At 39.2% G+C, this 26,171-nt stretch carries 22 protein-coding genes; 11 read left to right on the top strand and 11 right to left on the bottom strand.

Annotated elements, in window-relative coordinates; genetic code table 11:
- Positions 1 to 213 precede the first annotated feature (213 nt).
- Positions 214 to 2,643 carry a Lon protease family protein gene (locus J9318_RS09055; protein ID WP_210559619.1) on the top strand — a complete coding sequence of 810 codons (2,430 nt, stop codon included), beginning with the start codon at positions 214 to 216 and terminating at the stop codon, positions 2,641 to 2,643.
- 11 nt (positions 2,644 to 2,654) lie between these two features.
- On the opposite strand, the gene J9318_RS09050 is transcribed toward J9318_RS09055, so the two are convergent.
- The 3 genes from J9318_RS09050 to gloB form a co-directional block, all read right to left on the bottom strand.
- Positions 2,655 to 3,266 carry a hypothetical protein gene (locus J9318_RS09050; protein ID WP_210559618.1) on the bottom strand — a complete coding sequence of 204 codons (612 nt, stop codon included), beginning with the start codon at positions 3,264 to 3,266 and terminating at the stop codon, positions 2,655 to 2,657.
- 52 nt (positions 3,267 to 3,318) lie between these two features.
- On the bottom strand, positions 3,319 to 4,947 hold the full coding sequence (locus J9318_RS09045; protein ID WP_210559617.1) for a LysM peptidoglycan-binding domain-containing protein: 1,629 nt from the start codon (positions 4,945 to 4,947) through the stop codon (positions 3,319 to 3,321).
- Between the two features lie 94 nt (positions 4,948 to 5,041).
- On the bottom strand, positions 5,042 to 5,821 hold the full coding sequence (gene gloB / locus J9318_RS09040; RefSeq protein WP_210559616.1) for a hydroxyacylglutathione hydrolase: 780 nt from the start codon (positions 5,819 to 5,821) through the stop codon (positions 5,042 to 5,044).
- Positions 5,822 to 5,891: 70 nt separating this feature from the next.
- Here gloB and J9318_RS09035 point away from each other — a divergent pair, with 70 nt between their 5' ends.
- On the top strand, positions 5,892 to 6,653 hold the full coding sequence (locus J9318_RS09035) for a class I SAM-dependent methyltransferase (protein ID WP_210559615.1): 762 nt from the start codon (positions 5,892 to 5,894) through the stop codon (positions 6,651 to 6,653).
- A gap of 5 nt (positions 6,654 to 6,658) precedes the next feature.
- Here the strand turns inward: J9318_RS09035 and J9318_RS09030 are convergent, their stop codons facing one another.
- On the bottom strand, positions 6,659 to 7,129 hold the full coding sequence (locus J9318_RS09030; protein ID WP_210559614.1) for an acyl-CoA thioesterase: 471 nt from the start codon (positions 7,127 to 7,129) through the stop codon (positions 6,659 to 6,661).
- Between the two features lie 237 nt (positions 7,130 to 7,366).
- Between J9318_RS09030 and J9318_RS09025 the strand changes: the two genes are divergently transcribed.
- Complete coding sequence (locus J9318_RS09025; RefSeq protein ID WP_210559613.1) at positions 7,367 to 8,119, top strand: electron transfer flavoprotein subunit beta/FixA family protein; 753 nt, start codon at positions 7,367 to 7,369, stop codon at positions 8,117 to 8,119.
- On the top strand, positions 8,116 to 9,042 hold the full coding sequence (locus J9318_RS09020) for an electron transfer flavoprotein subunit alpha/FixB family protein (protein ID WP_210559612.1): 927 nt from the start codon (positions 8,116 to 8,118) through the stop codon (positions 9,040 to 9,042). The genes J9318_RS09025 and J9318_RS09020 overlap by 4 nt, the downstream gene beginning before the upstream one ends.
- Before the next feature lie 25 nt (positions 9,043 to 9,067).
- On the opposite strand, the gene J9318_RS09015 is transcribed toward J9318_RS09020, so the two are convergent.
- Both J9318_RS09015 and J9318_RS09010 read right to left on the bottom strand, forming a co-directional pair.
- Complete coding sequence (locus J9318_RS09015) at positions 9,068 to 9,508, bottom strand: GNAT family N-acetyltransferase (protein ID WP_210559611.1); 441 nt, start codon at positions 9,506 to 9,508, stop codon at positions 9,068 to 9,070.
- Positions 9,502 to 10,263 (bottom strand): hypothetical protein, encoded by a 762-nt coding sequence (locus tag J9318_RS09010; RefSeq protein ID WP_210559610.1) that lies wholly within the window; start codon positions 10,261 to 10,263, stop codon positions 9,502 to 9,504. Before J9318_RS09010 ends, J9318_RS09015 begins: the two co-directional genes overlap by 7 nt.
- 209 nt (positions 10,264 to 10,472) lie before the next feature.
- Between J9318_RS09010 and cysB the strand changes: the two genes are divergently transcribed.
- Complete coding sequence (cysB, locus tag J9318_RS09005; RefSeq protein WP_210559609.1) at positions 10,473 to 11,447, top strand: HTH-type transcriptional regulator CysB; 975 nt, start codon at positions 10,473 to 10,475, stop codon at positions 11,445 to 11,447.
- Positions 11,448 to 11,530: 83 nt separating this feature from the next.
- On the opposite strand, the gene J9318_RS09000 is transcribed toward cysB, so the two are convergent.
- Entirely contained in the window at positions 11,531 to 12,754 is a 1,224-nt protein-coding gene (locus J9318_RS09000) for a NupC/NupG family nucleoside CNT transporter (RefSeq protein ID WP_425314334.1), read from the bottom strand.
- A gap of 294 nt (positions 12,755 to 13,048) precedes the next feature.
- On the opposite strand from J9318_RS09000, the gene J9318_RS08995 reads away from it, so the two are divergent.
- Complete coding sequence (locus J9318_RS08995; RefSeq protein WP_210559608.1) at positions 13,049 to 15,316, top strand: TonB-dependent receptor; 2,268 nt, start codon at positions 13,049 to 13,051, stop codon at positions 15,314 to 15,316.
- Between the two features lie 110 nt (positions 15,317 to 15,426).
- Here the strand turns inward: J9318_RS08995 and pyk are convergent, their stop codons facing one another.
- Positions 15,427 to 16,863, bottom strand: a complete 1,437-nt coding sequence (pyk, locus tag J9318_RS08990; RefSeq protein WP_210559607.1) for a pyruvate kinase — start codon at positions 16,861 to 16,863, stop codon at positions 15,427 to 15,429.
- Positions 16,864 to 17,143: 280 nt separating this feature from the next.
- Complete coding sequence (locus tag J9318_RS08985) at positions 17,144 to 17,992, bottom strand: MurR/RpiR family transcriptional regulator (RefSeq protein WP_155693520.1); 849 nt, start codon at positions 17,990 to 17,992, stop codon at positions 17,144 to 17,146.
- Positions 17,993 to 18,282: 290 nt separating this feature from the next.
- Here J9318_RS08985 and zwf point away from each other — a divergent pair, with 290 nt between their 5' ends.
- Genes zwf through J9318_RS08960 form a run of 5 tightly spaced genes read left to right on the top strand, consistent with a single transcriptional unit; the run spans position 18,283 to position 23,933 of the window.
- Complete coding sequence (gene zwf / locus J9318_RS08980; protein WP_210559606.1) at positions 18,283 to 19,752, top strand: glucose-6-phosphate dehydrogenase; 1,470 nt, start codon at positions 18,283 to 18,285, stop codon at positions 19,750 to 19,752.
- Positions 19,753 to 20,451 (top strand): 6-phosphogluconolactonase, encoded by a 699-nt coding sequence (gene pgl, locus J9318_RS08975; RefSeq protein ID WP_210559605.1) that lies wholly within the window; start codon positions 19,753 to 19,755, stop codon positions 20,449 to 20,451.
- A gap of 18 nt (positions 20,452 to 20,469) precedes the next feature.
- Entirely contained in the window at positions 20,470 to 22,287 is a 1,818-nt protein-coding gene (edd, locus tag J9318_RS08970; RefSeq protein ID WP_210559604.1) for a phosphogluconate dehydratase, read from the top strand.
- A gap of 7 nt (positions 22,288 to 22,294) precedes the next feature.
- Positions 22,295 to 23,248 (top strand): glucokinase, encoded by a 954-nt coding sequence (locus J9318_RS08965; protein ID WP_210559603.1) that lies wholly within the window; start codon positions 22,295 to 22,297, stop codon positions 23,246 to 23,248.
- A gap of 37 nt (positions 23,249 to 23,285) precedes the next feature.
- Positions 23,286 to 23,933, top strand: coding sequence for a bifunctional 4-hydroxy-2-oxoglutarate aldolase/2-dehydro-3-deoxy-phosphogluconate aldolase (locus J9318_RS08960; RefSeq protein ID WP_210559602.1), 648 nt, complete (start codon positions 23,286 to 23,288; stop codon positions 23,931 to 23,933).
- Positions 23,934 to 24,027: 94 nt separating this feature from the next.
- Here J9318_RS08960 and J9318_RS08955 read toward each other — a convergent pair whose 3' ends face one another.
- On the bottom strand, positions 24,028 to 24,873 hold the full coding sequence (locus J9318_RS08955) for a D-hexose-6-phosphate mutarotase (RefSeq protein ID WP_210559601.1): 846 nt from the start codon (positions 24,871 to 24,873) through the stop codon (positions 24,028 to 24,030).
- Between the two features lie 91 nt (positions 24,874 to 24,964).
- Positions 24,965 to 25,978 carry a type I glyceraldehyde-3-phosphate dehydrogenase gene (gene gap / locus J9318_RS08950; protein WP_210559600.1) on the bottom strand — a complete coding sequence of 338 codons (1,014 nt, stop codon included), beginning with the start codon at positions 25,976 to 25,978 and terminating at the stop codon, positions 24,965 to 24,967.
- Positions 25,979 to 26,171: the final 193 nt, after the last annotated feature.

Below are 26,171 nucleotides of genomic sequence, written 5' to 3'. Positions count from 1 at the left end.
ATTTTGATGTGTTTTTAAACAGTTCAAAATACTATAAAAATATTTTAAAAATTAGACGCTAAGGATAACTAATTCGGACAACAGCAACAAGCGTCATTGATGAAATTATAGCGTGAATGATGAACTTTTTTTGATGTTAATTAAGCAATGCGTTTTTACCTAATTCAATATAGACTTAAGACATTAAGTTAATTTTAAAAAACATCTGGATATATGATCAAAAACCAACAATATCGCCTTTCTGTTGATGCACTGTCACCAACGTTTGACACTCAAAAAATATCAAAGATTGTGCAATCTGAAATTAATGCTGACGTTAATTTTATTGGGCAAGAACGTGCTAAACAGGCGTTGGAATTTGGTTTAGATATGTCGATGAAGGGCTACAATTTATTCGTGATGGGCGAGCCTGCTACAGGCAGACATACTCTAATAAATGACCATATAAAAACCGTTGCAAAAGAAAAACAAACACCTAGTGAGTGGTGCTACGTAAATAATTTTGAAGATAATCGTTCACCTAGTGTAATTCGCTTATCAGCAGGTGATGGGAAAAAACTGAAAACTGATATTGAAAGTTTAATTGATGATATTTTAGATACGTTCCCTGCAGCGTTTGATAACCCATCCTTTCAGCGAAAATGGCGTAACATTGACAAACACTTTAATCAAAAGTATCAAACGGCCATTGATTTGGTCGAGCAAAATGCACAAGCAAAAAATGTTCTTTTATTTGAAGAAAAAGGGACCGTTAGTTTTGCTCCTGTTGTGAATGAAAAGCCGTTAAGTGATACCGAGTTTAGTCAACTTGACGAGTCCGAAAAACAGCATTTTTATAAAATAATAGATGACTTAGAGAACGTACTTACTGAGACTTTACTTGAATTACCGCAATGGAAGCGGGAGATGTTTGAAGCACAGCGTTCGTTAACTAAACAAACCATTGAAAATGCATTACGCCCAATTTTAAAAGATCTAGAGCACAAATATTCGGCAGAACTTGGTGTTGTTAAGTTTGTTCGTGACATGCGGGATACTGTGATTGAAATTGTCGAGGAGTATCTATCGTCAGAAGCCGAGGCGGAGCAAGAGAAAGATCGTGATGAAGTGGATGTTAGAAAAGTACTCGAAGAACAGCTAATCCCTAACATCATTACAAAACAAGATCCAAATAATGGCGCGCCGATTATTTATGAAGCGAACCCAACTTTTCAAAATGTGTTTGGCAAAATTGAATATAGCTCGGTTCAAGGCTCTGTCTATACTAGCTATCAAATGGTGAGAGCGGGTGCTTTGCACAAAGCCAATGGTGGTTATTTGCTAATCGAGGCGGACAAACTGATTCACCAACCCGCCGTGTGGGAAGCACTAAAGTTAGCGTTAAAAAGTCATGAAATAAAGATGGAGTCGCCAGCTGGAGAGGCAAATATTGTTAATGCCTCTAGTTTAAATCCTCAACCTATCCCCTTGGATATAAAAGTAATATTAATGGGTAGTAGAGAACTTTATTATTTAATGCAAGAGTATGACAATGAGTTTAATGAGTTGTTTCGAGTACTTGCCGACTTTGAGCATTACATCGCTTTAAATGATAAGGCGCTATACAGTTTTATTCAAAAAGTTAAAGTTTTTGCAAAACAACATAATATGTCGCTAAATACTTCAGCCATTGAACAACTTTTACATTTTAGCTTTCGCCAAGCTGAACATCAGCACAAGTTATCTGCTCGCTTTGCAGATGTACTTGAGTTAATTGGGGAGGCTCAGTTTTTTGCCCGTAAACAGCTCACTTCAAAAACGTCTGATGCTCTGCAGCAAGAGTTAATATTGGACAAACAGCATATTGTTGAAGCCTTAGAAGCAAAAAAAGTTCGATCTGGACAAATTAGTGAGTCTTTCCTTGAAGACATACAAGAAGGTCAAATTCTTATCGATACTGATGGTTTTCAGGTTGGTAAATTAAACGGTTTAACGGTTTTAGAAATAGGCGATACAGTATTTGGAACACCGGCAAGAATATCAGCAACTGTATATGCCGGATCAACAGGCGTTGTTGATATTGAAAGGGAAGTAGAACTTGGGAAAGCAATTCACTCAAAAGGTGTAATGTTATTAAGTGGATATTTAGGTAATAAATACGCACAAGGCTTTGCCTTGTCTTTTTCAGCAAACATAGCGCTAGAGCAAAGTTATGGGCATATTGATGGCGATAGTGCCAGTTTAGGTGAAGTATGTACCTTACTCTCAGCTATTACACAAATACCATTAAATCAGGGTCTTGCTATCACAGGTTCGATTAATCAACATGGTCAAGTCCAGTCAATTGGTGGTGTGAATGAAAAAATTGAAGGTTTCTTCAACTTATGTGAAGCACGAGGCTTAACAGGAAAGCAGGGTGTTATAATTCCTAAAACAAATTGCATAAACTTAGTGTTAAATGAATCAGTTACATCCGCTGTAAACGCTGGGACGTTCTCTATTTATGCTGTAGAAAATGTTGATGATGCAATTACGATATTGACGGGTAAGCAGGCTGGTGTGATGTCGTCACGAGGACGTTATCCAAGAGACTCTGTAAATGGTATTGCAGCGCAACGGCTGCGACACATTGCTGATATAGTAAATCACGAATTTGGCGAGTAATTACTCGCCAGTTATTTTGGTGGCGGGCACTTATCATCTTCATTATCAGAGTCTTCTTTTGTAGCATCGTCTTCAGAGTCTGCCTGGTCATCACTGCTCGTCTCGCACTTATCTTGTGCTCGATTTAAACCAAGACTTGCCACCATGCCACTTACATCAATGTTTTCTATGCCTTCTTCATTAAAAATGAAGGTAACTTGAGCAAGTCTGTTATTAAAAAAGTAATCTTTGTCATCAATTGAAAGGATATAATCGCCTTTTACCGGCTTCATTAATATCTCTTTAATTAAACTAATCTTGTGTTCACCGAGTTGCCATTCAAATGTTTTTATTGGCTTGTTGTGAAACTCTTGCACCCAAACAAAGTTATTGTCTTGGAGTACAATAGCAATACTGTACTTTTCTGGTTGGCCTGGAACTTTGTAGGTATGAGGGCCAATGGTAAAGGTTTGCTTTTCTGCTGAACTTGCAAACCCCATTGGCATCTCTTTAGTATGAGTTTTTCCATAGGGATCGACAACCGTGAGATTACCGTCAAGCTTAAATTCTGCATAACTATTTGACGATAAAATGAGGGAAGTCGTAATAATAACTTTTGATAAAAAGGGCGCTATTTTTAACATTGTTCCTCACAAAGTAGACCTGCATTTTTGCAAGCCTACTTATAAAGTTAGCTTAACTTCTTGTTACGTCAACAAAAAGCTTAAGAGCCTGACCAGGTTGTAAATACTTCTTCATGTCTAACTGATTCCATTTGGCAATGTCATCAACATCGACTTTAAATTTTTGTGCAATACGAGCTAACGAGTCGCCGTTTCGAACTTTGTAAGTTACTTTACGAACAACACCATTGGTTGATGAAGTGGGTGTTTTTGTCCAAACTACTAATTTTTTACCGGGCTTTAACGGATCAGTAGGAGCCATTCCATTCCATTTTGCTAAGCTTCTTACGTTTACTTTATGAGCTTTACTTATATCCCATAAGGTATCGCCACTTTTCACAATATACTCTAACTTAGTGCTTGAGCCTCGTTGTTTATTTTGTGTTTTTGCAAGGCGATTACCAGCTGTTAATTCATATTGTTTAATGGATTTAGAAGACGTAGGTACCATTAATGCTTGCTTAACACGAATAATGTTACCTTTTATTTTGTTAACATCACGTAACACAGCAACTGAAACTTTATGTTTTGCTGCAATTCCACCCAATGTATCACCAGACTTTACAACATATCGTGTCCAAGCCATACGCTCATTATCTGTTAGCGCATTTAATTTTGCTTTAAACGAATCGGCCTTTTCAATGGGGACGATAAACTTATGAGGACCATTTGGATCCGTTGCCCATTGGTTATACCCTGGGTTCATTTTATGAAGATCGTTTAATTCCATACCCGCTAATTCAGCCGCTTTAGCAATATCAATTTGTTTTTTTGCATCAACAACGGCAATGGCCGGTTCATTGGCGATAGGATACCAACTAACATTAAACTCATCGGAACGTTTCAATAGATCAACTAAAGCCAAAAGCTTAGGCACGTAAGCAGACGTTTCACGAGGTAAGTCTAATGACCAAAAATCGGTCGGTAAGTGTTTTTTTCGATTTCGCTTTATTGCTCTTAACACACGGCCTTCGCCAGAATTATATGCTGCAATGGCATTTAACCAATCGCCGTCTAAGGTTTTGTGTAAAAATGATAAGTAATCTAAAGCGGCTCTTGTTGAAGCTGCAACATCTCGTCGCCCGTCATACCACCAAGTTTGCTTTAATTTGAATCTATTGCCTGTGCCAGGAATAAACTGCCATAAACCAGACGCTCGACCGTGTGAATAGGCAAATGGATCAAATGCACTTTCTACAATTGGCAGTAACGCTAATTCGATTGGCATTTCACGCTTTTCAATTTCTTCTACTATAAAGTGTAAAAAAGGCTCAGCTCTTTTAGCGACTCGAGTGATGTAACTAGGGTGTTTAGCGTACCAGTTTCGTTCGGTAACGACTTGTCGATTCTGCGGAATTTCGATAGAGAGCTGGTAGCTGATTCTTTGCCAAACATCATCAAACGTTGCGGGGGCCTCATCTAACTCTAACGATCCCACTTCTGGTTCCAACGCGGCCAAAGTCAATGCGTCTACAACTTCTCTCGGCGAGGCAATAGTGTCTGGGTCTATACTAGTTAAAATACCTTTTGCATTATTTACTTCTTGCTGAGTGCTTACGGTATAGTCTGGAGTACTATTACAACCAGCCACCGCGACTAGCGCTGATATCACGAGGATAATATTTTTTTTCTTTATAAACATATAATTAATAACACTTTGTAAGGGGCTGAGTAGCCATGAACGGAAAACTATCCTCAATAATAACCTAATCCTGCAATGGTAGCTAATCTACAAATCAATTTTGAAAGACATCTTTCCATTTTCGAAGGTAAGTAAACGTCTCTAACTCAGAAGGTAAAGTAGCTAAACCAAATTGCTTTTGCATACTAAGCTGAAGCGGCAGCGTGTGGCAGAGAAGAAAAGGATTAATTGTTAATTCAGTTGCCAAAGAGGTAGGGACCGTTGCTTTATCGTCACGCCTTTTTTCCGCTGTCTTCAAAAGAAAGTCCTGAATAGTCTTGTTATTCGGTAGCGCGGCAATTGCAAACTGTGCATTAGCGTATGTATATTCATGAGCACAATAGATTTGAGTATCCAGTGGCAACGAGACTAATTTTTTGAGTGAAGTTAACATTTGTTCTGCCGTTCCTTCAAAAAGACGACCACAACCACTTGAAAAAAGCGTGTCCCCGACAAAAAGAATAGGTGCGCTGTAATAAGCAATATGGTCTGAAGTGTGGCCAGGTACTTCGATAATACTAAATGGTTGCTGAGTCGCCTTTGGGTAGATTACGTCACCCTCTGAGCATGGATGAGTCACCATATCAAAACGACTGGTGGCAGGACCGAATACATTTGCATTGGGATATTGTTTTAATAATTGGTCTACACCACCTATATGATCAGCATGGTGATGCGTGATTAGTATATCGGTTAAATCTAAATTGCGACGTTGAAGAGCATCCATCACAACCTGAGCATCGCCCGGGTCTACAATTAATGCCTGTTGTTTATTATCTGACATTAACCAAAAATAGTTATCATTAAAAGCAGGAATACGGATAACATTAGACATATTGGTTTCCTTGTTTTTATCGGTATAACATATACTAACTAAATGCTATCCACAGTAGAAGAGGCACGTATTGAAACCAGCACTAGGCTATAACTCAGTTTCACCTATCAATGATTGGGCAAGTATTCCTCTAGGCGAAAAGGTGCGCGAAGCGGAACAAAGCATCATATCTGAACAGTTAAAATATTGTTTTGGTCAATATTTATTGAAAATTGGTCAGTTAAGTAATGTTTTAGAGAGTCACGAAAGTACCATACCTACCCAAGTTAGTTTAACGACGTTGAATAATAAAACCCCTCTTACTGGCGTAGTTGCGGAGTTTGATGAGTTACCATTTCTGGAGAATTCAATTGACGCTATTGTAATGAATCATGTTTTAGAGTTTGGCTCTGACCCGCATCAAATACTGCGCGAAGCTCATCGTGTTCTATTACCAAATGGTAATCTTATCCTAGCTGTTTTTAACCCTTGGTCGTCATTAGCGCTGCAAAAATTTGTTCCAAGCCAGAAGTTTCAACTCTTTAAAAAAGGTCGATTTTTTAGTGTCGCACGAGTTAAGGATTGGCTTCATTTATTGGGCTTTGAAGTTACAAAAGAAGACTACCTTTGTTATTCAGTTTTGGCACAAAATGACCAAGAGCTAGATAGCAGTTTTATCCCTAGTTTACTCAAACGCTTTTGTCCGTCCCTTGGCGGGGTTTGTATCTTAGTTGCGAAAAAACGAGAATGGCCGTTAACACCCGTGCGACCAAGAGTTCGCTATCGGACTATGTTCAACCCAGCGGTACGCAGTAGCTCACTTAATAGAACAACTAGGCGTGCTACAAAATAATAAGCTTAGCTTTCACGTAATTTATTTTCGGCTTGAATACTCAAGTCTTTCATATTTATTGCATATTGCTGTAATTTTTTATCTAGTTTAGTTTTAGGTTTCCACGGTTCCACAAGGACTTTGTCGCCGTCGGCGTCCACAGCAATAAATGTAATAATACAATGGTTTGTTTCAAGTGGATTACTTAGTTTTGGGTCCGTTGCTTTGACGCTGACGTATATATGCATGCTTGAATTACCTGTATGGACGACGGTAGCCTCAACAGTAACAAGGTTACCAACAAGAACAGGGCGAACAAATCTTATCGCGCCCACAGAAACCGTTATACAATATTTACCGCTCCAACCAGCCGCGCAGGCGTACGCAGCCTGATCAATCCATTTCATTACAATGCCACCATGTACTTTTCCACCAAAATTTACATCGGTAGGTTCAGCTAGGAAACGAAACTCAACACTTCGACTTGGTTTATGCATTTAAATACCTCTTAAGTTATACGTTAAGTGTGGTACCAATTTAGAATATTGCTACATTTTTATACAAAATAATCACTTATAACGAAAGATAACACTTATCTTTACAAATAATTGCGGGTTGCATCGTGTATAAAGTTGACGTTTACGTAAACTGATATTAAATTGTCTGCCATAAATTTGATAATCAAACCTATACTGAATAGCAAAGCTAGTTTGGTGTAAATTTTGGGAGAGAATATGAAAATCCTAGTACCTATTAAAAGGGTTATCGACTACAACGTGAAGGCACGTGTTAAGCCGGATAATTCAGACGTAGATTTAGCCAATGTCAAAATGGCGATGAATCCATTTTGTGAAATCGCAGTTGAAGAAGCCGTTCGTTTAAAAGAGCAGGGTAAAGCAGAAGAAGTTATTGTGGTTTCTATTGGCGATAAAGCTTGCCAAGAACAACTTCGTACGGCTTTAGCGTTAGGCGCAGATCGTGCTATTCAAGTTGAAGCTGATGTTAAGCTAGGCTCATTGCAAGTGGCAAAACTACTCACTAAGCTAGTTGAAAAAGAACAGCCGAATTTAGTGATTTTAGGCAAGCAGTCTATTGATTCTGATAATAATCAGACAGGTCAAATGTTAGCGGCACTAACAAATATGCCACAAGGTACATTTGCATCTAAGGTTGAACTTGAGTCTGACAAAGTGTCTGTTACTCGTGAAGTTGATGGTGGCTTACAAACTGTTGCTTTATCACTTCCTGCGATAGTTACAACAGACCTTCGTTTGAATGAACCTCGTTATGCTTCATTACCGAATATTATGAAAGCGAAACGCAAACCACTAGAAGTTATTTCAGCGGCCGACTTAGGTGTTGAACTAACAAGCAAAATGACAGTTTTAAAGGTAGAAGAGCCTTCTCAACGAGCTGGTGGTGTTATCGTTGAATCTGTTGCAGAGCTTGTAGAAAAGTTAAAAAATGAAGCAAAGGTGATCGCATGAGTATTTTATTAGTCGCAGAGCACGACAATAGCGAATTAAAAGTAGACACATTAAAAGCGGTTAATGCAGCTTCTAAAATTGGTAGTGACATCACTCTTTTAGTTGCCGGTTCAAACTGCCAAGCAGTGGCTGATGAAGCTTGTAAGATTGACGGTGTAGCTAAAGTACTACTTGCTGATAATGCCATTTATGAACATGCGCTAGCTGAAAACTTATCGGCTCTAGTTGTTGAACTAGCTGATAATTACACACATATTCTAGCGGCAGCGACTACAACAGGTAAAAACTTTATGCCTCGTGTTGCTGCTCTATTAGACGTAGAGCAAATATCAGACATTATTTCGGTTGAAGGCTCGGATACATTCACGCGCCCAATCTATGCTGGTAACGCCATAGCAACTGTACAATCAGAATATTCGAAAAAAGTTATTACTATTCGTACGGCGGCGTTTGATAAAGCGGGCTTGGGTGGCAGTGCTGAATTAGTCTCAATTGATTCATTGAGTGACTCTGGTTTGTCGTCATTTGTTTCACAAGAGCTTACTGAGTCTGAACGACCAGAATTAACAGCGGCAAGTGTTGTGATCTCTGGTGGTCGTGGTATGCAAAATGGTGATAACTTCAAATTATTAGACGGTATCGCCGATAAGCTTGGCGCCGCTGTTGGTGCGTCTCGCGCCGCTGTTGATGCTGGTTTTGTTCCAAATGACATGCAAGTAGGTCAAACGGGTAAAATAGTGGCTCCAGATCTATATATTGCGGTTGGCATTTCTGGAGCAATTCAACACTTAGCAGGCATGAAAGACTCTAAGGTGATTGTTGCAATCAACAAAGATGCTGAAGCGCCGATTTTCCAAGTTGCAGACTACGGTCTAGTAGCAGACTTATTCGAAGCACTTCCAGAACTGGAATCTTCAATCTAACTAAACAGATTGACTGTTTTGGAAACTATGAAAGCCTAACCATTACGGTTGGGCTTTTTTTTGTCTTTAAATTACTAATGGAGTCTGGTGGCGTATTACAAACAGTAAAGCCAAATTGAGAGTAAAAATCAATCAAGCTTTTATCAGTTATTGTGTAAATGGCTTTGCTAGGGAAGTGCTGAAGCGTTAAATGAATAATTTTTGATGCAATACCGTTGTTGCGGTGTATTGGCGCGACAAACAGACTTCTAAATAATAATTCAGGCGGTTGTAGCCCTGGTATTTTTCTAATAAAAGCCACACCAAGGATTTTATTTTCGCTATCATTTTTACTTTGCTCAACAGCGACGACAACAAAGTCTTTACTGTTAACACTAACATTTCGCTTGTATTGTTTATAAAAGGCGTTAACGACTCGTTGATTATTTCTCTTAAAGACTTCTATTTTAATAGAAGCTGTTACCATTTTTTCTTCGGTGCAAACAAGGCGTCTAAATCATCTTTTTCTTCAGCTTGCTTTTTCTTAACATCATCAAGGTTAGCTGACTTAAGATCTTGAGTAATTTGTTCGAGTAGTTGCTCAATCTCTGCTTTTCGCGAAATAATATATTCGTCTGCGTAGTTTTGCTTATCAAGAGTGATAATTGCTTTTTCAAAATACTGGCGAGCTGAACCCGTCATATTTTTACTCATTGCCATTTTGCCGCGCTTTAATTGAGTTTCGATATTTATACGAAGCTGCAATTTTTCAAACTTTTTATCCTCACGAACAAAGGCTTCACTAGAAATTCTACCTTTACCATGCTCTGAGCGAAGAATGAGTCTAAACTTTTTAATGCCTTGCACTATGCCTATCAATTGTTTTTCATTTTCTGGTAATGTCATTAGTTCAGCATCGCCAGCTATAAAGTCATTATTTTCTAGCTTGGTTTGCACTTGTTGAATACGGTTTTTGACGTCTTTGTTGCCAGGCGTTAATTCAAGCATGCTTTTTAATGCATACAATTCACGATTTAGAAGTATGCCAAAACCTTCTTGCGATAATGGAATACCAGCCGTATTTTGAATAGCTTCTTCTGTCTCGTCTAAAATTGCGCGAAACTTAATAATCTCTCGACGGCGTTCGTCTTCTAGTTTTTTCTTTTGTTGTTGCATTGTGTTAGTTACAACGACAATTACGACTAAACCAAGAATCAAGCCAACGATAATGGCGAAAAGCATAAAAAATCCTTAAAAGTAGGCTAGTCACAGACTTAAAAATAATTAACAGTTACAAGTAACTAGCTTAGACTAAATGTCTCTATCTTTGCATAGTAAACAAATTTTAAACATTAGTGTAGTGATAACACTTTTATAACATATAAAAAATTATGGAATAAATGTTGGATTATGTATATATTTTTAGAATAAGCAAACTGGGAAATATTTACATGAAGCTACAGCAACTCCGTTATATTGTAGAAGTCGAAAACCATAATTTGAATGTATCTGCAACCGCTGAGAGTTTATTTACGTCACAGCCTGGTATAAGTAAGCAAGTTCGAATGTTAGAAGATGAGCTAGGCGTGCAAGTGTTCGGTCGCAGCGGTAAACATCTTACTCACGTTACACCGTCGGGGCGTGACATTATAGAATTATCACGCGATATACTGAGCAAAGTTGACAGCATTAAACAGGTCGCGAAAGAGCATACGCTTCCTGATCAAGGTAAGCTAAATATTGCAACCACGCATACACAAGCTCGCTATGCATTGCCGAGTGTTATCCAAGGTTTCATGTCAAAATATTCAAAAGTTTCTTTGCATATGCATCAAGGAACGCCTTCACAAATTAGTGAAGCAGCAGCAAAAGGTGATGCAGATTTTGCAATAGCAACAGAAGCATTACATCTTTACAACGACTTAGTTATGCTTCCTTGCTATCACTGGAACAGGTCTATCGTTGTTCAAAAAGATCATCCGTTAGCTAAGCTCAAGACTAAGATTCAGCTCGATGACATAGCAAAGTATTCGTTGGTAACTTATGTATTTGGTTTTACTGGTAGATCGGAATTAGATAAAGCGTTTGCAGAGCAGGGGTTACAGCCTAAAATAGTGTTTACCGCCACTGATGCAGACGTTATTAAAACTTATGTAAGGTTAGGTGTTGGAGTGGGTGTTATTGCGACGATGGCCATGGATGATTCAGATACTGATCTCGTTACTATTGATGCGTCTCATATATTCGAGGCGTCAACTACAAAAATTGGGTTTAGAAAAGGCAGCTTCTTAAGAGGTTATATGTATGACTTTATTGAACGTTTTGCTCCGCACTTAACCAAAGACAGAGTAGAGAAAGCTTGTTTACTGAAGAATCAAGAAGAGGTTGATAAGATGTTTGAAACAATAACCTTGCCAAATAAATAATTCATAAAAAAACCGGAGAAGATTCTCCGGTTTTTTTTGCTAAAATCGCATCCTATAAGATACGTTCTGCAGTTATATGAACGTTAGGTGAGTGAGACAAACAGACCAGCAATTGCAGCACTCATAAGGTTCGCTAGGGTTGCTGCCATGACGGCCTTTAAACCAAGCTCAGCCAACTCATGTCTTCGAGTTGGAGCCATGCTACCAACACCACCAATTAGTATTGCAATTGATGACAAGTTTGCAAATCCACAGAGTCCAAAAGTAACTATGACTTGAGTCATTTCACTTAGCTCACCTTTATAATTTAGGAAATCTAAGTAAGCGACAAATTCATTAAGGATTAACTTTTGGCCTAAGAATGAACCAGCAAGCTGTGCCTCTGACCAAGGTACGCCAACTATAAATGCCACCGGGCTAAATAAATAACCAAGAATTAATTGTAAAGTTAGCTCAGGGTAGCCAATCCAGGCACCGATACCGCCTAAAATACCATTTACTAAACCAATCAAAGCAATGAAGGCAATAAGCATAGCTGCGATTGATATTGCGAATTTCACACCTTCACCCGCACCGTCTGCAGCTGCATCAATGACGTTTACGTGACCAGAACTTTCTAATTTTAATTCGGACAGTTCATTTTTTGGCTCTTCTGTTTCTGGTAAAATCATTTTAGCCATTAAAAGACCACCAGGGGCTGCCATAAAACTCGCCGCGATTAAGTATTTGAGCTCAATACCTATACTCGCTAGACCAGCGATAATAGCACCTGCTACCGTCGCCATACCACCAACCATAACTGCAAATAATTCAGAGCGTGTCATTGTTTTAAGAAAAGGCTTAACTACAAGCGGCGCTTCTGCTTGGCCAACAACAATGTTCGCCGCAGCACACATTGACTCAGGTTTACTTGTTCCAGTTATCTTTCTAAGTGCACCACCAAAAATGCTAACCAATTTACCCATAACACCAAGGTAATATAAAACAGCAATTAAAGATGAGAAAAATACGATAACAGGTAAAATATGAACCGCGAAAATAAAGCCAAGTTCTTTGCCACCTATCTTGTCACCAAACATAAAGACAATGCCATCGGTTGCATAATCAAACACGGTGGACAGTGTTTGAGATACATTAAGCAAGATATCTTTACCGGGTTCCCAGTATAAAACCATCGCCCCTAAGAAAAACTGCAATAAAAATGCGCTAATTACCGTTCGTTTATTTATTGCACGACGATTTGTGGATAAAGCAAACGCTAATATCAACAGAACAGTGATCCCTAATAAACTTCTTATCCAATCAATATCCACAAACACTTGCTCCTAACAATTTAGATATTATTTTTTTCACGGTGACGGATCATAGGGAGATTATGAAATGATTCAAGCGTTTTATTAAATTTTAACTAAAATTATCACTATCTATCTGCCAGATATGAAATTAATGTGACAAAAAGTCTGAATTTAAACTAAACAAAAATTTCTATTTCGCATACAATGCACATGCTTAAGTTTCTCTGTCAATCTTCTCATCCGATGAGTTGTGTAAGTAATTGATTGATATAAAAAGACTTCTAACTAAATCTTCAGGATAAATTTATGAAAAAGGCTGCATTAGCACTTAGCATCCAAGCTGCATTACTAGCTTCACTATCTTTAAATGTGAACGCTCAAGAAAATGCCCAAGAGCAAGACGATGCAAAACTTGAAAAAATTACTGTTACCGCATTAAAACGTACACAGTCTATTCAAGATGTTCCAGTTTCAATTGCAACGATGTCGGGAGAGCGTTTTGAAAACACGTTTTCTTCAGGCGACGATATTTTGTCTTTAGCGGCTCGCGTACCAGGTTTATACGCTGAGTCTTCGAACGGACGAGTAGCACCAAGATTCTACATGCGTGGTCTAGGTAACTCAGATTTCGATTTAGCAGCATCACAACCTGTTTCTATTATTATGGATGACGTAGTAATGGAAAACGTTGTATTAAAGAGTTTCCCGCTTTTTGATATAGACCAAGTTGAAGTCATTCGTGGTCCTCAAGGCTCACTATTCGGCCGAAACACGACAGCAGGTATCATTAAGTTTACAAGTCGTAAACCAACCTCAGACTTTGACGCTTATGTTAAAGCGGGTGCTGGTAGTTTTGGACTGGTTAACCTTGAAGGTGCTGTTGGTGGTGCTTTAGCAAATGACTTAAATGCTCGCTTATCTGTGTTGAATCAGTCTAAAGATGATTGGATTGATAATGGCTTTACAGGTGAAAACGACGCATTAGGCGGCCATGATGAAAAAGCTATGCGATTACAACTGGCTTACAATCCTACTGAAGATTTAGACATTCTCTTTAACTTCCACAAGCGCTCATTAGAAGGTACATCCTCTGTGATGCGTGCAAATATCCTTACTACTGGAAGTAATGAGCTAAATGAAAATTATGATCGTGATACGGTTTGGTATGACGATGGCGATAACAACCCTCAAGAGTATGACCAAGATGGTTTGAGCTTAAATATTAATTACGATTTAGGCGCTTTCACATTAACTTCGATCACTGCGTTAGAAAATGCAGATGGGCGCTCAAAAGGTGACATCGACGGTGGTTATATTTGTCAAGATGGCGTTATAAACGAATACTGTACGATTGAAAATCGTAACGGCCCTGGGTTTATTCCTTTTGGTGCAGTAACAGAAGATCGTCTTAATGACTTAAAACAGTTTACTCAAGAGCTTCGCATTTCTAGTAACGGAAATGACCAGTTAACATGGCAAACAGGTTTATTCTATTTTGACTCATCTTTTGGTGTTGAAAGTATAGATGGCTTCTTCGGCGCGACCGAGGTATTCCACGATAACTCTACGTGGGCTATTTTTGGTCAGTCAACCTACGCGGTTAATGATGACTTAACTATCATCGGTGGTCTTCGTTACACATACGACGAAAAATCAATCAGCGTGGGTAAGCAGAATGAAGACGGATTTGCCGTTGTTATCGGTGCTGCTTCTATTCAAGAGTACACGCCATTTTCAGTTGATGACGGGCAATGGTCATGGGAAGCAATGGCTAACTATACTATTGATAATAATATGAGTGTTTATGCTCGTTTATCTAATGGTTTCCGTGCTCAATCAATACAAGGCCGTGATGTCGCTTTTGAAGGCTACCCTTCAGTTGCTGACGCTGAAACGATTATGTCATATGAAGCTGGTTTTAAAACTGACTTATTTGACAATACACTTCGCTTAAACGGTGCGGTTTTCCATTATGTAATCGATGATATTCAATTAACTGCGGTTGGTGGTAATGGTAACAACATTGGACTTACCAATGCAGGTAAAGGTGTAGGCACAGGTTTTGAAATTGATTCAGAAATTCGAGTTAACGAAAACCTAACGTTAACCGCTGGTTTCTCATACAACGATACTGAACTTCAAGATGAAAATTTACTAATTGCAACTTGTGGTTCGGGTGCTTGTACTCCTACAGATCGTTTAAATGAAGATGGGTTTGCATACGTTGATGGCAATCCTTTCCCTAACGCACCAAAAACGATTTTCACAGCAACCGCTCGTTATGCGATGCCAATTGCTGATGAAGGAGAATTGTTTATTTACACAGATTATTCTCATCAAGGTGATACAAACTTATTCATCTATGAAACGAAAGAATACAAAACAGACGGTCAGTTTGAGTTAGGTTTACGTATCGGATACGTTCACTATGATTTAGATCTTGAAGTTGCTGTATTTGGTCGTAACATCACTGATGAAGATAACCTTAAAGCTGGTATCGACTTTAACAATAATACAGGTATTGTTAATGAGCCGATGAGCTGGGGTATCGAAGTTAAGAAGAACTTTTTCTAAACGTTATTCTTTATAAGAAAAAGCCCAAACATTGTTTGGGCTTTTTTGTTTTTAATATTGGCACTTTTTATAAGTCGTTCAACGTTTACAACTCTATTCAGTAAAATGACTTAAACCGTCATTATTTTCATCGTATTTGTAGCACCAATAGTTTCCATTTTATCGCCGTGAGTTAATAAGATTAAATCACCTTTTTTAAGGCGACCCTCTACAAGTAACTCCTTTAATGCTTCTCTTGCGTCGTCTTCAAATTTTGTTGAGTCAAACATACAAGGGTAAACACCGCGGAATAGAGCACAACGATTTAGCGTTTTTTCGTGGCGCGACATTGCATAAATTGGTAATCCCGAACTAATACGAGAGAGTAGGCGAGCCATGCCTCCCGACTCCGTTAGTGCAACAATCGCTTTGATGCCTTTCATATGATTTGCTGCATACATAGTTGCCATTGCAACCGTTTCAGATATGTTATCAAACTGAACATCCATACGATGTTTTGAGCTTAAGACGCTAGGGTGTTTTTCAGCACCAAGACACACATTCGCCATGGCTTTCACTGTTTCAACAGGAAAATCACCCGCCGCTGTTTCGGCTGATAACATGACGGCGTCAGTGCCATCTAATACCGCGTTTGATACATCCATTACCTCTGCACGAGTTGGCATTGGGCTAGAAATCATAGATTCCATCATTTGTGTTGCAGTGATCACCGCCTTATTAAGTTGTCTCGAACGGGCAATCAATTTTTTTTGTACACCAACAAGTTCAGCATCACCAATTTCTACACCTAAGTCGCCACGAGCAACCATGATTACATCTGAAGCAGATATAATGTCGTCAATCGCTTCGTCGGTGGCTACGGTCTCTGCACGTTCTACTTTGGCAACTATTTTAGGAGAAAAACCGGCTTCTTTTGCAAGTTTTCGCGCATATTCCAAGTCGGCGCCGTTACGAGGAAACGATACCGCAAGGTATTCAACGCCGATTTTTGCCGCTGTGACTATGTCAGCTTTGTCTTTTTCAGTTAACGCTGGAGCGGTTAGGCCACCACCTTTTCGGTTTATACCTTTATTGTTCGATAATGGACCCGCAACGGTTACTTCGGTAAATACTTTTGAGCCTTCAACTGATTCGACTAAAAGTTGTACTCTACCATCGTCTAATAGCAACAAGTCGCCTTTTGATACATCTTTAGGCAAATCTTTGTAGTCGATACAAACCTGATTTTCGTCGCCGCCGTCTTTGTCCATTTCGGCGTCTAAAACAAACTTATCACCTACGTTAAGATAGATCTTACCGTTTTTAAAACGCGAAACTCGAATTTTTGGTCCTTGTAAGTCGCCTAAAATCGCCACATACGTATTTAATTTTTTGGCTACTTCCCTTACTCGTAATGCTCTGTCTATATGGTCTTGAGCGCTACCGTGAGAAAAGTTAAGGCGAACTGTATTTACGCCGCTAGCAATAATTTGCTCTAAAACATTATCTCTGTCAGTAGCAGGACCCAAAGTTGAAACGATTTTCGTTCTTCTCAGTACGTTGGACATGTAAGGGAAACTCCATAGGTTGAAATACAATCAAACTGTAATTTAATTACATTTTGAAAGAATAAAATAAAATTACAAGGCTTTATACAGAACTTTGTGAATAAATATTACAGAATGAACTACTAAGAAGTATAGAACAGTAAACAAAAATTAACGGTTTAAATCACAAACATGCCAAGTGAAATCTGTATTAAGTAATTGTTAATGTATAAAAAAGCAGACATATGAATTATCAATGTCTGCTTTAATGGGTAATCACAATGAATAACGATCTAAGCTATTAATCGCGTTTGTCAAAACGGGAAGGGCGCAGTGAGTCTTTCACTTTTTTGAGGTTGTCTCTAAATTTAGGTCCGCGTCTTAAAGTAAATCCAGTTGCAAGAACATCAATAATTACCAGTTGTGCAATTCTTGATGCCATTGGCATGTAAAGATCTGTGTCCTCTGGAACGTCCGGACTTAAACAAATATTACATTCTTTTGCTAATGGAGAGTCTTTAGAAGTTACGCCTATAACCGTTGCATCGTTTTGACGAGCAATTTCGGCTATCTCTACTAATTGCTTAGTTCTACCTGTATGTGAAAAAAGCATTACAACGTCACCTTCGCTACTATTCATGCAATTCATACGCTGCATGACTATATCTTCAAAGCAGTTTACAGGAACGTTAAATCTAAAGAATTTATTTAGAGCATCTTGCGCCACAGATGCTGATGCGCCCAGCCCAAAAAAAGAAATTTTCTTAGCTTGAGTTAAGATATCAACAGCTCTATTTACTTGTGAAATATCAATACTTTTACGGGCGCTATTTAAAGAGGCCATCGTCGATTCAAAAATCTTCGCCGTATACTCTTCAGGACCATCACTTTCGTCAACATGACGGTTAACATACGGCGTACCGTTTGCAAGACCTTGTGCAAGGTGCAGTTTGAAATCTGGGAAACCTTTTGTATCTAACCGACGACAAAATCTGTTAACGGTAGGCTCACTAACATCTGCTATTTTAGCCAACGTAGCTATACTAGAGTGTATCGCCTGTTCAGGGTTGTCTATAATAACTTCTGCGACTTTACGCTCAGATTTACTGAATGTTGTAATTTGTAAGTTTATTTTTTCAAGAATATTCATTCTTATTCCTTAAATCCTAACAAGCCTTAATTTACGCTACTATTAGAAACTGATTAAAACCTGCCACTATTTGTAAATTACAGGTTAAAATTAGACTGATATTTATAACAATTCGACTTTATGTATTGCATTAGAAATTAATTACTAATGAAAAACAACAAAATTAGTTAAAAGTTTACTTTTATGTAAAAAAATTACATAAATCGGGTTTACATTGCCTACATATGTTCGATAGCATTAGAGCTATGTAGTTTAATTACAATAAACTGACCATCTTAGTGGAGTCATCAATGGCCAAAAAATTAAGCCATAAACCTTGCGATTTAGTTCTGTTCGGCACCAAGGGTGACCTTGCACGACGTAAATTAATTCCTGCGCTTTATCAACTGGAACGTTCGCAGCTACTTGCAGAGGATACTAAAATAGTAGGTGTTGCTCGTGACGAACATGACTTGGAAAGTTATAAAAATATTGTATCTGAGAGCCTAGAACGATTTTTAAAAGAACCGGTTGATAGTGATATTAAATCTCGATTTTTAGCTAGATTGGAGTATTGCCAAGTAGATATGACTCAAGCTGAAGATTATAAACGTATATCTAGCGTCGTTGATCAATCTACAAGAACAATGGTGAATTACTTTTCAACGCCACCTTCTGTATTTGGTGCAATTTGTGACGGTTTAAAATTTGCAGGTTTAGTAAATGAAGAAACTCGAGTTGTCGTAGAAAAACCAATCGGACATTGTTTAGCTTCCTCTAAAGTAATTAACGATAAAATAGCCGAACATTTTGCCGAAGAACAAATTTACCGAATCGATCATTATCTTGGCAAAGAGACCGTGTTAAATCTGCTCGTTCTTCGTTTTGCAAATGCGATATTTACTAACAACTGGGACCATGAATGTATCGATCACGTTCAAATCTCAGTTGCAGAGTCAGTAGGCGTAGAAGGGCGTTGGGGATATTATGATGACGCAGGTCAAATGCGTGACATGGTCCAAAACCATTTGTTACAAATCCTATCTTTATTAGCTATGGAACCGCCCGTTGATGTCAGTGCTGACAGTATTCGAAACGAAAAATTAAAAGTATTAAAAGCGCTTAGACCAATTACAGTCGACAACGCATCTGATAAAACCGTACGCGGTCAATACACCTCTGGATTTGTTAACGGCCAAGCTGTACCTGGTTACCTAGAGGAAGAAGGAGCAAATACGGAAAGCTCCACAGAAACCTTTGTTTCATTGCGAGTTGATATCGATAACTGGCGATGGGCGGGTGTACCGTTTTATTTAAGAACAGGAAAGCGACTGCCAATTAAGGGCACTGAAATCGTTATTCATTTTAAAGAGTTACCGCACAACATATTTAAAGAGACATATAAAACACTGCCCGCAAATAAATTGACCATTCGACTACAACCTGATGAGGGCGTTGAAATTCATTTAATGAATAAGGTTCCTGGGCTTGGCGAAAAAATGGAACTTCAACAAACAAAACTAGATTTAAGCTTTTCAGATACTTTTAAAAATGACCGTATCGCTGATGCTTATGAACGTTTGATGTTAGAAGCTATGTTGGGGAATCAGTCCCTATTTGTTCGTAGGGATGAGGTTGAAGCCGCGTGGACTTGGGTTGACGGTATTTTGGACGCTTGGGATAAATCCAATGAGTCTCCTAAATCATACTCAGCCGGATCTTGGGGGCCTGTAGCGTCAATTGCTATGTTGGCAAAAGACGATAGAGAGTGGGACGAATAAATGAACGCGACAATTAAAAAGTTTTCGACATCTTCTGAATTGAATAATCAATTTGTTAAAGAAATCGTTGAAAAATTATCGGCCGGTATTGAACAAGATGGCCGTGCGAGTTTATTAGTGTCAGGTGGCAATACGCCAAAGCCTTTATTTGAAGCGCTAAAAGACGCTGAGCTGGATTGGTCAAAAGTAGATATTGCTTTAGTTGATGACCGTTGGGTTCCTCTTACCGATCCTGCGTCTAATGAAACTATGGTTAGAGAGCACTTATTAAGAAGTAAGGCAGCTGACGCGAATTTTGTTGGTATGAAAACAACGCACACCGATGCGTTTGATGCAGTTGAAGATGTTACTGCTAACGTATCAAAAATTAAAACCCCCTTTGACATTGTGATTTTAGGTATGGGCGAAGATGGTCACACAGCTTCTATTTTTCCATGCTGTTTACAACTAGATGATGGTTTAACGACAGAAAAGCCAATATTAGCGACTCAGCCAACAACAGCACCACACCAGCGAATGACATTTAGCAAAACGGCGTTAATGAATGCTAAGCAACTATATTTACATCTTGTTGGCGAGAGCAAAGAAGCAGTATTAAATCGAGTTGGATCAGAGACTGATGTTCGCAAAGCACCCATCAGTGCATTTTTAAATCAATCTGACGTTCCGATGACAGTTATGTTAGCAACGACTAAATAGTCATTGTTAGGAGATAAAATGAATAAAATTATACAAGAAGTTACTGATCGAATTATTGAGCGTAGTAAAGCGACACGTAAAGCGTATCTTGAAAAAATAGAGCGAGCACGCGAAAAGGGGCCTCATCGAGGCGTTTTATCTTGTGGCAATTTAGCGCATGGATTTGCAGCTTGTAGTAGTCAACAAAAACAAGACTTAACAGCCTTAACTAAAGCCAATGTAGGTATGATATCTGCCTATAACGATATGTTGTCAGCACATCAACCTTACGAAGTGTACCCAGACAAAATTCGTGCAGCAGTTGAAAAAGTTGGGTCAGTCGCTCAATTTGCTGGCGGTGTTCCAGCTATGTGTGACGGTGTTACGCAAGGTCAGCCAGGCATGGATCTCAGCTTAATGAGCCGAGATGTGATAGCAATGAGTGCGGCGGTAGGTCTATCACACAATATGTTTGATAGTGCGGTAATGATGGGCATTTGTGACAAAATTGTCCCTGGTCTTGTGATGTCGGCGTTGTCCTTTGGCCATTTACCATTCGTATTTATTCCTGCAGGACCAATGGAATCCGGCATTCCAAATAAAGAAAAAGCACGTGTGCGTCAGCTTTATGCTCAGGGTAAAGTCGGCCGCGATGAACTATTAGAGTCCGAGTCTAAGTCTTATCACTCAGCTGGTACTTGTACCTTTTACGGCACTGCGAATTCAAATCAGTTAGTTGTTGAAGTAATGGGTCTGCACTTACCTGGTTCATCTTTTGTAAATCCAGGCACAGAATTACGCGAAGCGCTTACAGAAGCCGCAGCCATTCAAGCAACGCGTATTACCGACTTGGGCACAGATTATATGCCAATTGGTCATATCGTCGATGAAAAGTCAGTGGTAAACGGCATCGTTGCATTACTTGCAACCGGCGGTTCAACAAACCATACAATGCATTTAGTTGCCATGGCGAAGTCTGCCGGCATTATCGTGAATTGGGATGACTTTGATGCATTGTCATCAGCGACGCCATTACTTACAAAAATATACCCAAATGGTCAGGCTGACATTAATCACTTCCAAGCGGCAGGTGGTATGGCATTGCTAATAAAAGAATTGTTGCGCGGTGGCCTAGTTCATAACGATGTTAATACTATATGCGGGAAAGGCTTAGATAAATATACCAAAGAGCCTGTCATACGTGACGGTAAGTTAGAGTGGGTCGAGGCTCCAGAAAAATCCCTTGATCCTGAAGTTTTGGCAACCATTGAAACGCCATTTAAAGCGGACGGCGGTTTAAGCGTATTAGACGGCAACTTAGGTCGCGCGGTAATTAAGACATCTTCTTTACGTGAGGGTCGAACACATGTAAAAGCGCCAGCGGTTGTTTTTGAAAGCCAACATGATTTAGATGGTGCTTTCCAAGCGGGTGATTTAGATAAAGACTGTGTGGTTGTAGTTCGTTATCAAGGTCCGAGAGCTGTTGGTATGCCAGAGCTTCACAAACTGACACCACCGTTAGGAGTATTGCAAGATAAAGGTTATAAAGTTGCTCTAGTTACTGATGGGCGAATGTCCGGAGCCTCTGGCAAGGTACCAGCCGCTATTCATTTATATCCGGAGGCGTTAGATGGCGGTTTAATTGCTAAAGTACAAAATGGTGATCTGATTGAAATTGATGCAGAGAACAATTTAGTAAAACTTCATGTTTCTGATGAAGAGTTAGCAAAACGAACGGTGACACCAAAAGACCTTAGCGCAGAACGTGAAGGTATGGGCCGTGAGATGTTTAATGGCTTGAGGCAGATGTTAACAACGTCTGAAGAAGGTGCTAGTTGTGTTTTTCACGAGGCGTAAGGAAAAAATGTCATTACAAGCTTTAGTCGCAGATGTAGGCGGCACTAATATTCGACTGGCAATTGCAAATCTTACTGATTTATCAATGGAGCATGTGCAAACTTATAGGTGTGCAGACTTCGCAAAAATAGATGATGCAATTGAACAATACTTATCTTTTATCGATGCTGACATTCATTACGCGTGTATCGATGTTGCCTGTCCAGTTACTGGCGATAAAGTCGATTTGACCAATAACCATTGGTGCTTTTCACAAAACAAGATTGCTCAGAAGTTTGGCTTTGATAAGTTGTATGTCATCAATGATTTCACAGCAATTGCAATGGCGATACCTTCGCTAAAAGACGAACAAAAGACCCAAGTTGGTGGCGGCGAAGCTCAAGAGCACAAGCCTATTGCGATATACGGTGCAGGTACTGGTTTAGGTGTGGCTCATTTAGTTCATAGTGGACAAAAGTGGATAGCTTTAGGTGGAGAGGGCGGACATGCTGATTTTGCGCCTACCGATGCTGAACAAGTCGCTATTTTGGAGCATTTGCAGCATAAGTACACGACCGTGTCTGCGGAACAGTTACTATCTGGCCTGGGCTTAGTTCAAATTTACCAAGCATTATGCACTATCAATAAACAACCTGAACAAAACTTTCAACCTGCAGATATTACTACTCATGGTATTAATAATACTGATGAAATGGCTGCAAGTGCGATGCGGGTGTTTTGCAGGATTTTAGGCAGTTTTGGCGGTAATTTAGCGTTAACAATGGCGACTTTTGGTGGTGTATATATTGCTGGCGGTATAGTTCCTCGTTTTATTGACTATCTAAAAACAAGTGAGTTTAGAGCTGGTTTTGAGGCTAAAGGCCGATTTAAACCATACGTTTCTGGTATTCCTGTTTATGTCGTAACCGAACCTCAACCAGGTTTACTAGGTTGCGCAGCTTACATAAAACAAGAATTATAACTACAGCTAACTACAGAGATTTATTTAAGGATTCAAAATGACAGATCGTAAATGGTTAATTGACTCAGCGGAAGTATTTGCTGCTGGACCTGTAGTGCCTGTTTTGGTCATCGACAACGTTGAAGATGCGGTGCCTATTGCAAACGCGTTAGTCGCTGGCGGTATACGTGTACTTGAAGTTACACTTCGAACCCCTGCAGCCATTGAGGTAATTAAAGAAATAGCGACACATTGCCCGCAAGCAATTATTGGCGCTGGAACGGTAACCAATGCTAAGCAACTTCAACAAGTTACCGAAGCGGGTGCTAAATTTGCTATAAGTCCCGGTTTAACACCAGAGTTGCTAGATGCCGGCAACAGTGGTTCTATTGCGTTAATCCCTGGCGTATCCTCTATTTCAGAGTTGATGGTAGGGCTAGATAAAGGCTATACCCATTTTAAGTTTTTTCCTGCAGAAGCATCGGGTGGCGTACAGTCGTTAAAATCGATTGGAGGTCCGTTCCCAAATGTTAAGTTTTGTCCAACTGGAGGAATAAATCCTTCTAATTATCAAGATTACTTAGCATTAGACAACGTATTGTGTTGTGGTGGTTCTTGGTTGTGCCCAGATGTAGTGGTTAAAGAGAAACGCTGGGAAGAAATAACTCGTTTGGCTCGCGCTGCTGTCGAAGGCCAAATTAAATAGTGAGTGACAACAAGACATTTTATTAAAAAGGTAAGCGTCATGCTTACCTTTTTAAGTTTTGGCCGCTAATTGATAAAATCTAATCATTAACGATTTAGCTTGTGATTTTACTGATAACTTGAGTTAGTGTGTGCGATTGTCGAGGTGCTAACGTTGTTGTGCCTGTGTTAGCCATCTCAATACATATCATGTTTTGGTAGCCTAAATCATCAAAGTCAGATAGTAGTCGAGCGCCATCTTGCCAAGGGTTCCATATCACGACAGAGTCGTGGCCATTACCATCGATGCTTTTAGAAGTTTTACCACGATTGGCTAAGGTAATAGGGGATTGTACGTTTGAATATATGGAGTCAGTCCATTGGTTGAGCACTAAGTCATTTTCCTGATGACTGATTTTGTTTTTTAACTGATCTAAATACACACAGCCATTTAGGCCGCTTATACTGCATTCGTTTATATCATCTACCGCCAAATAGGTATGGATAGCTTGGCTGAAGCTGACTGAAAAATTGGAGATGTTTTCGGTATGAAGCTGAATCGATAACGACGTTCCCAGATCTATTTTCATAAACAACGAAAGGTTGTGGATTTCGTATTTAGAATTTACAAAGTCTGGCTGAAGTGTCAATTGTACGCCAAATTCATCCTCTTCTACAGAAACAAGTGCCCAATTTACTAATCGAGCGTAACCATGTTGTGGAAGAGTTTTATCAACATTAGGTCCGAACCAAGGCCAGCAAATAGGTACGCCACCACGAATAGCTTTGCTTCCATCTTTTATAGCAGACTTGGATAGCCACAACCACTCGTCGCCTTGTTGGTCTTGAAAAGATAAAAGCTGGCCGCCAAATTCACTTATTGTTGCAGTGCAAAAAGGGTGATCAACCTGATAAATCTTTTGTCCGTTTGATAACTTGGTGGTTACGTACTTTGTTCTCATTATCTTCCATCGTTTAAGCACTAAAAAAGCGGTTAAATAACCGCTTTTTATTATAGCTAACTAAAAGGTATTTAGCTTACTTACAATTTGTTTATTTTGCGTTCATAAATAAAACTGCGTTATCTAACATGCGGTTAGAAAAGCCCCACTCATTATCATACCAGCTCATTACTTTTACGAGGCGACCTGTTACGCGGGTTTCCGTTGCGTCAAAGTTTGACGAGTATGGGATATGGTTAAAATCAACAGAAACTAAAGGCTCTTCGTTAACAGCAAGTACCTCAGCTAAAGATCCGCCTTTGGCGACGGCAGCCTTTATAACTTGATTGATTTCTTCTACTGTCGTGTCACGCTTGGCAATAAACGTTAAGTCTACCAGTGATACATTAATAGTAGGAACGCGTACGGCTAAGCCATCAACTTTACCAGCCAACTCTGGAACAACTAGACCAACGGCCGCCGCAGCGCCAGTTTTGGTCGGGATCATTGACATTGCAGCAGCACGAGCTCGACGCAAATCAGTGTGATAAACATCACTTAAACGCTGATCGTTTGTGTAAGCGTGAATAGTGTTCATTAAACCTGACTCAATGCCTACTGTATCATTTAGAACTTTAGCCATTGGCGCTAAACAGTTGGTTGTACATGACGCATTAGATATTACCGTCATATCGCTTGTTAATATGTCTTCGTTAACGCCGTAAACAATAGTTGCATCTACATTCTTACCTGGCGCAGAAATGATCACTTTTTTAGCACCCGCTTCTATATGAGCACTGGCTTCTTCTTTTGATGCAAAAATACCGGTACATTCAAAAACAACATCTATATCTAACTGTTTCCAAGGTAAATTAGCTGGATTACGTTCTGATGTTACTGCAATTTTGTCTCCGTTAACGGTAATACTATCTTCTGTATTTTGTACTTTAGCGTTAAATCGGCCATGTGCAGTGTCATACTTTAAAAGGTGCGCATTAATACTAGCATCACCTAAGTCATTAATAGCGACAATTTTAAGGTCATAGTCTTTTTCTGATTCATACAAAGCTCTAAGAATATTACGGCCGATGCGACCAAAACCATTAATTGCAACACGAATTGTCATATGTAACCCTGTAAAAGTGAACTGTAATTTCAAAAGTGTAATAAAATTACATCTAATTAAGTTAAAAGTAAAGTAATGAGCAGTAGTATTTCGAAGCGTCTGATACTAAAATATTGTTTTGCAAACGTATGTAGTGGTCAAACTTACGTAAACGACATTATAGTAAGCGCCCATAATTCTGATTGCTTATCTA

The sequence above is a fragment of the Psychrosphaera aestuarii genome, from assembly GCF_017948405.1.
In the GTDB taxonomy this organism is placed as follows: domain Bacteria; phylum Pseudomonadota; class Gammaproteobacteria; order Enterobacterales; family Alteromonadaceae; genus Psychrosphaera; species Psychrosphaera aestuarii.
The sequence above is the reverse complement of the archived record's forward strand: the minus strand, read 5'-3'. Positions and strand labels throughout refer to the sequence as shown.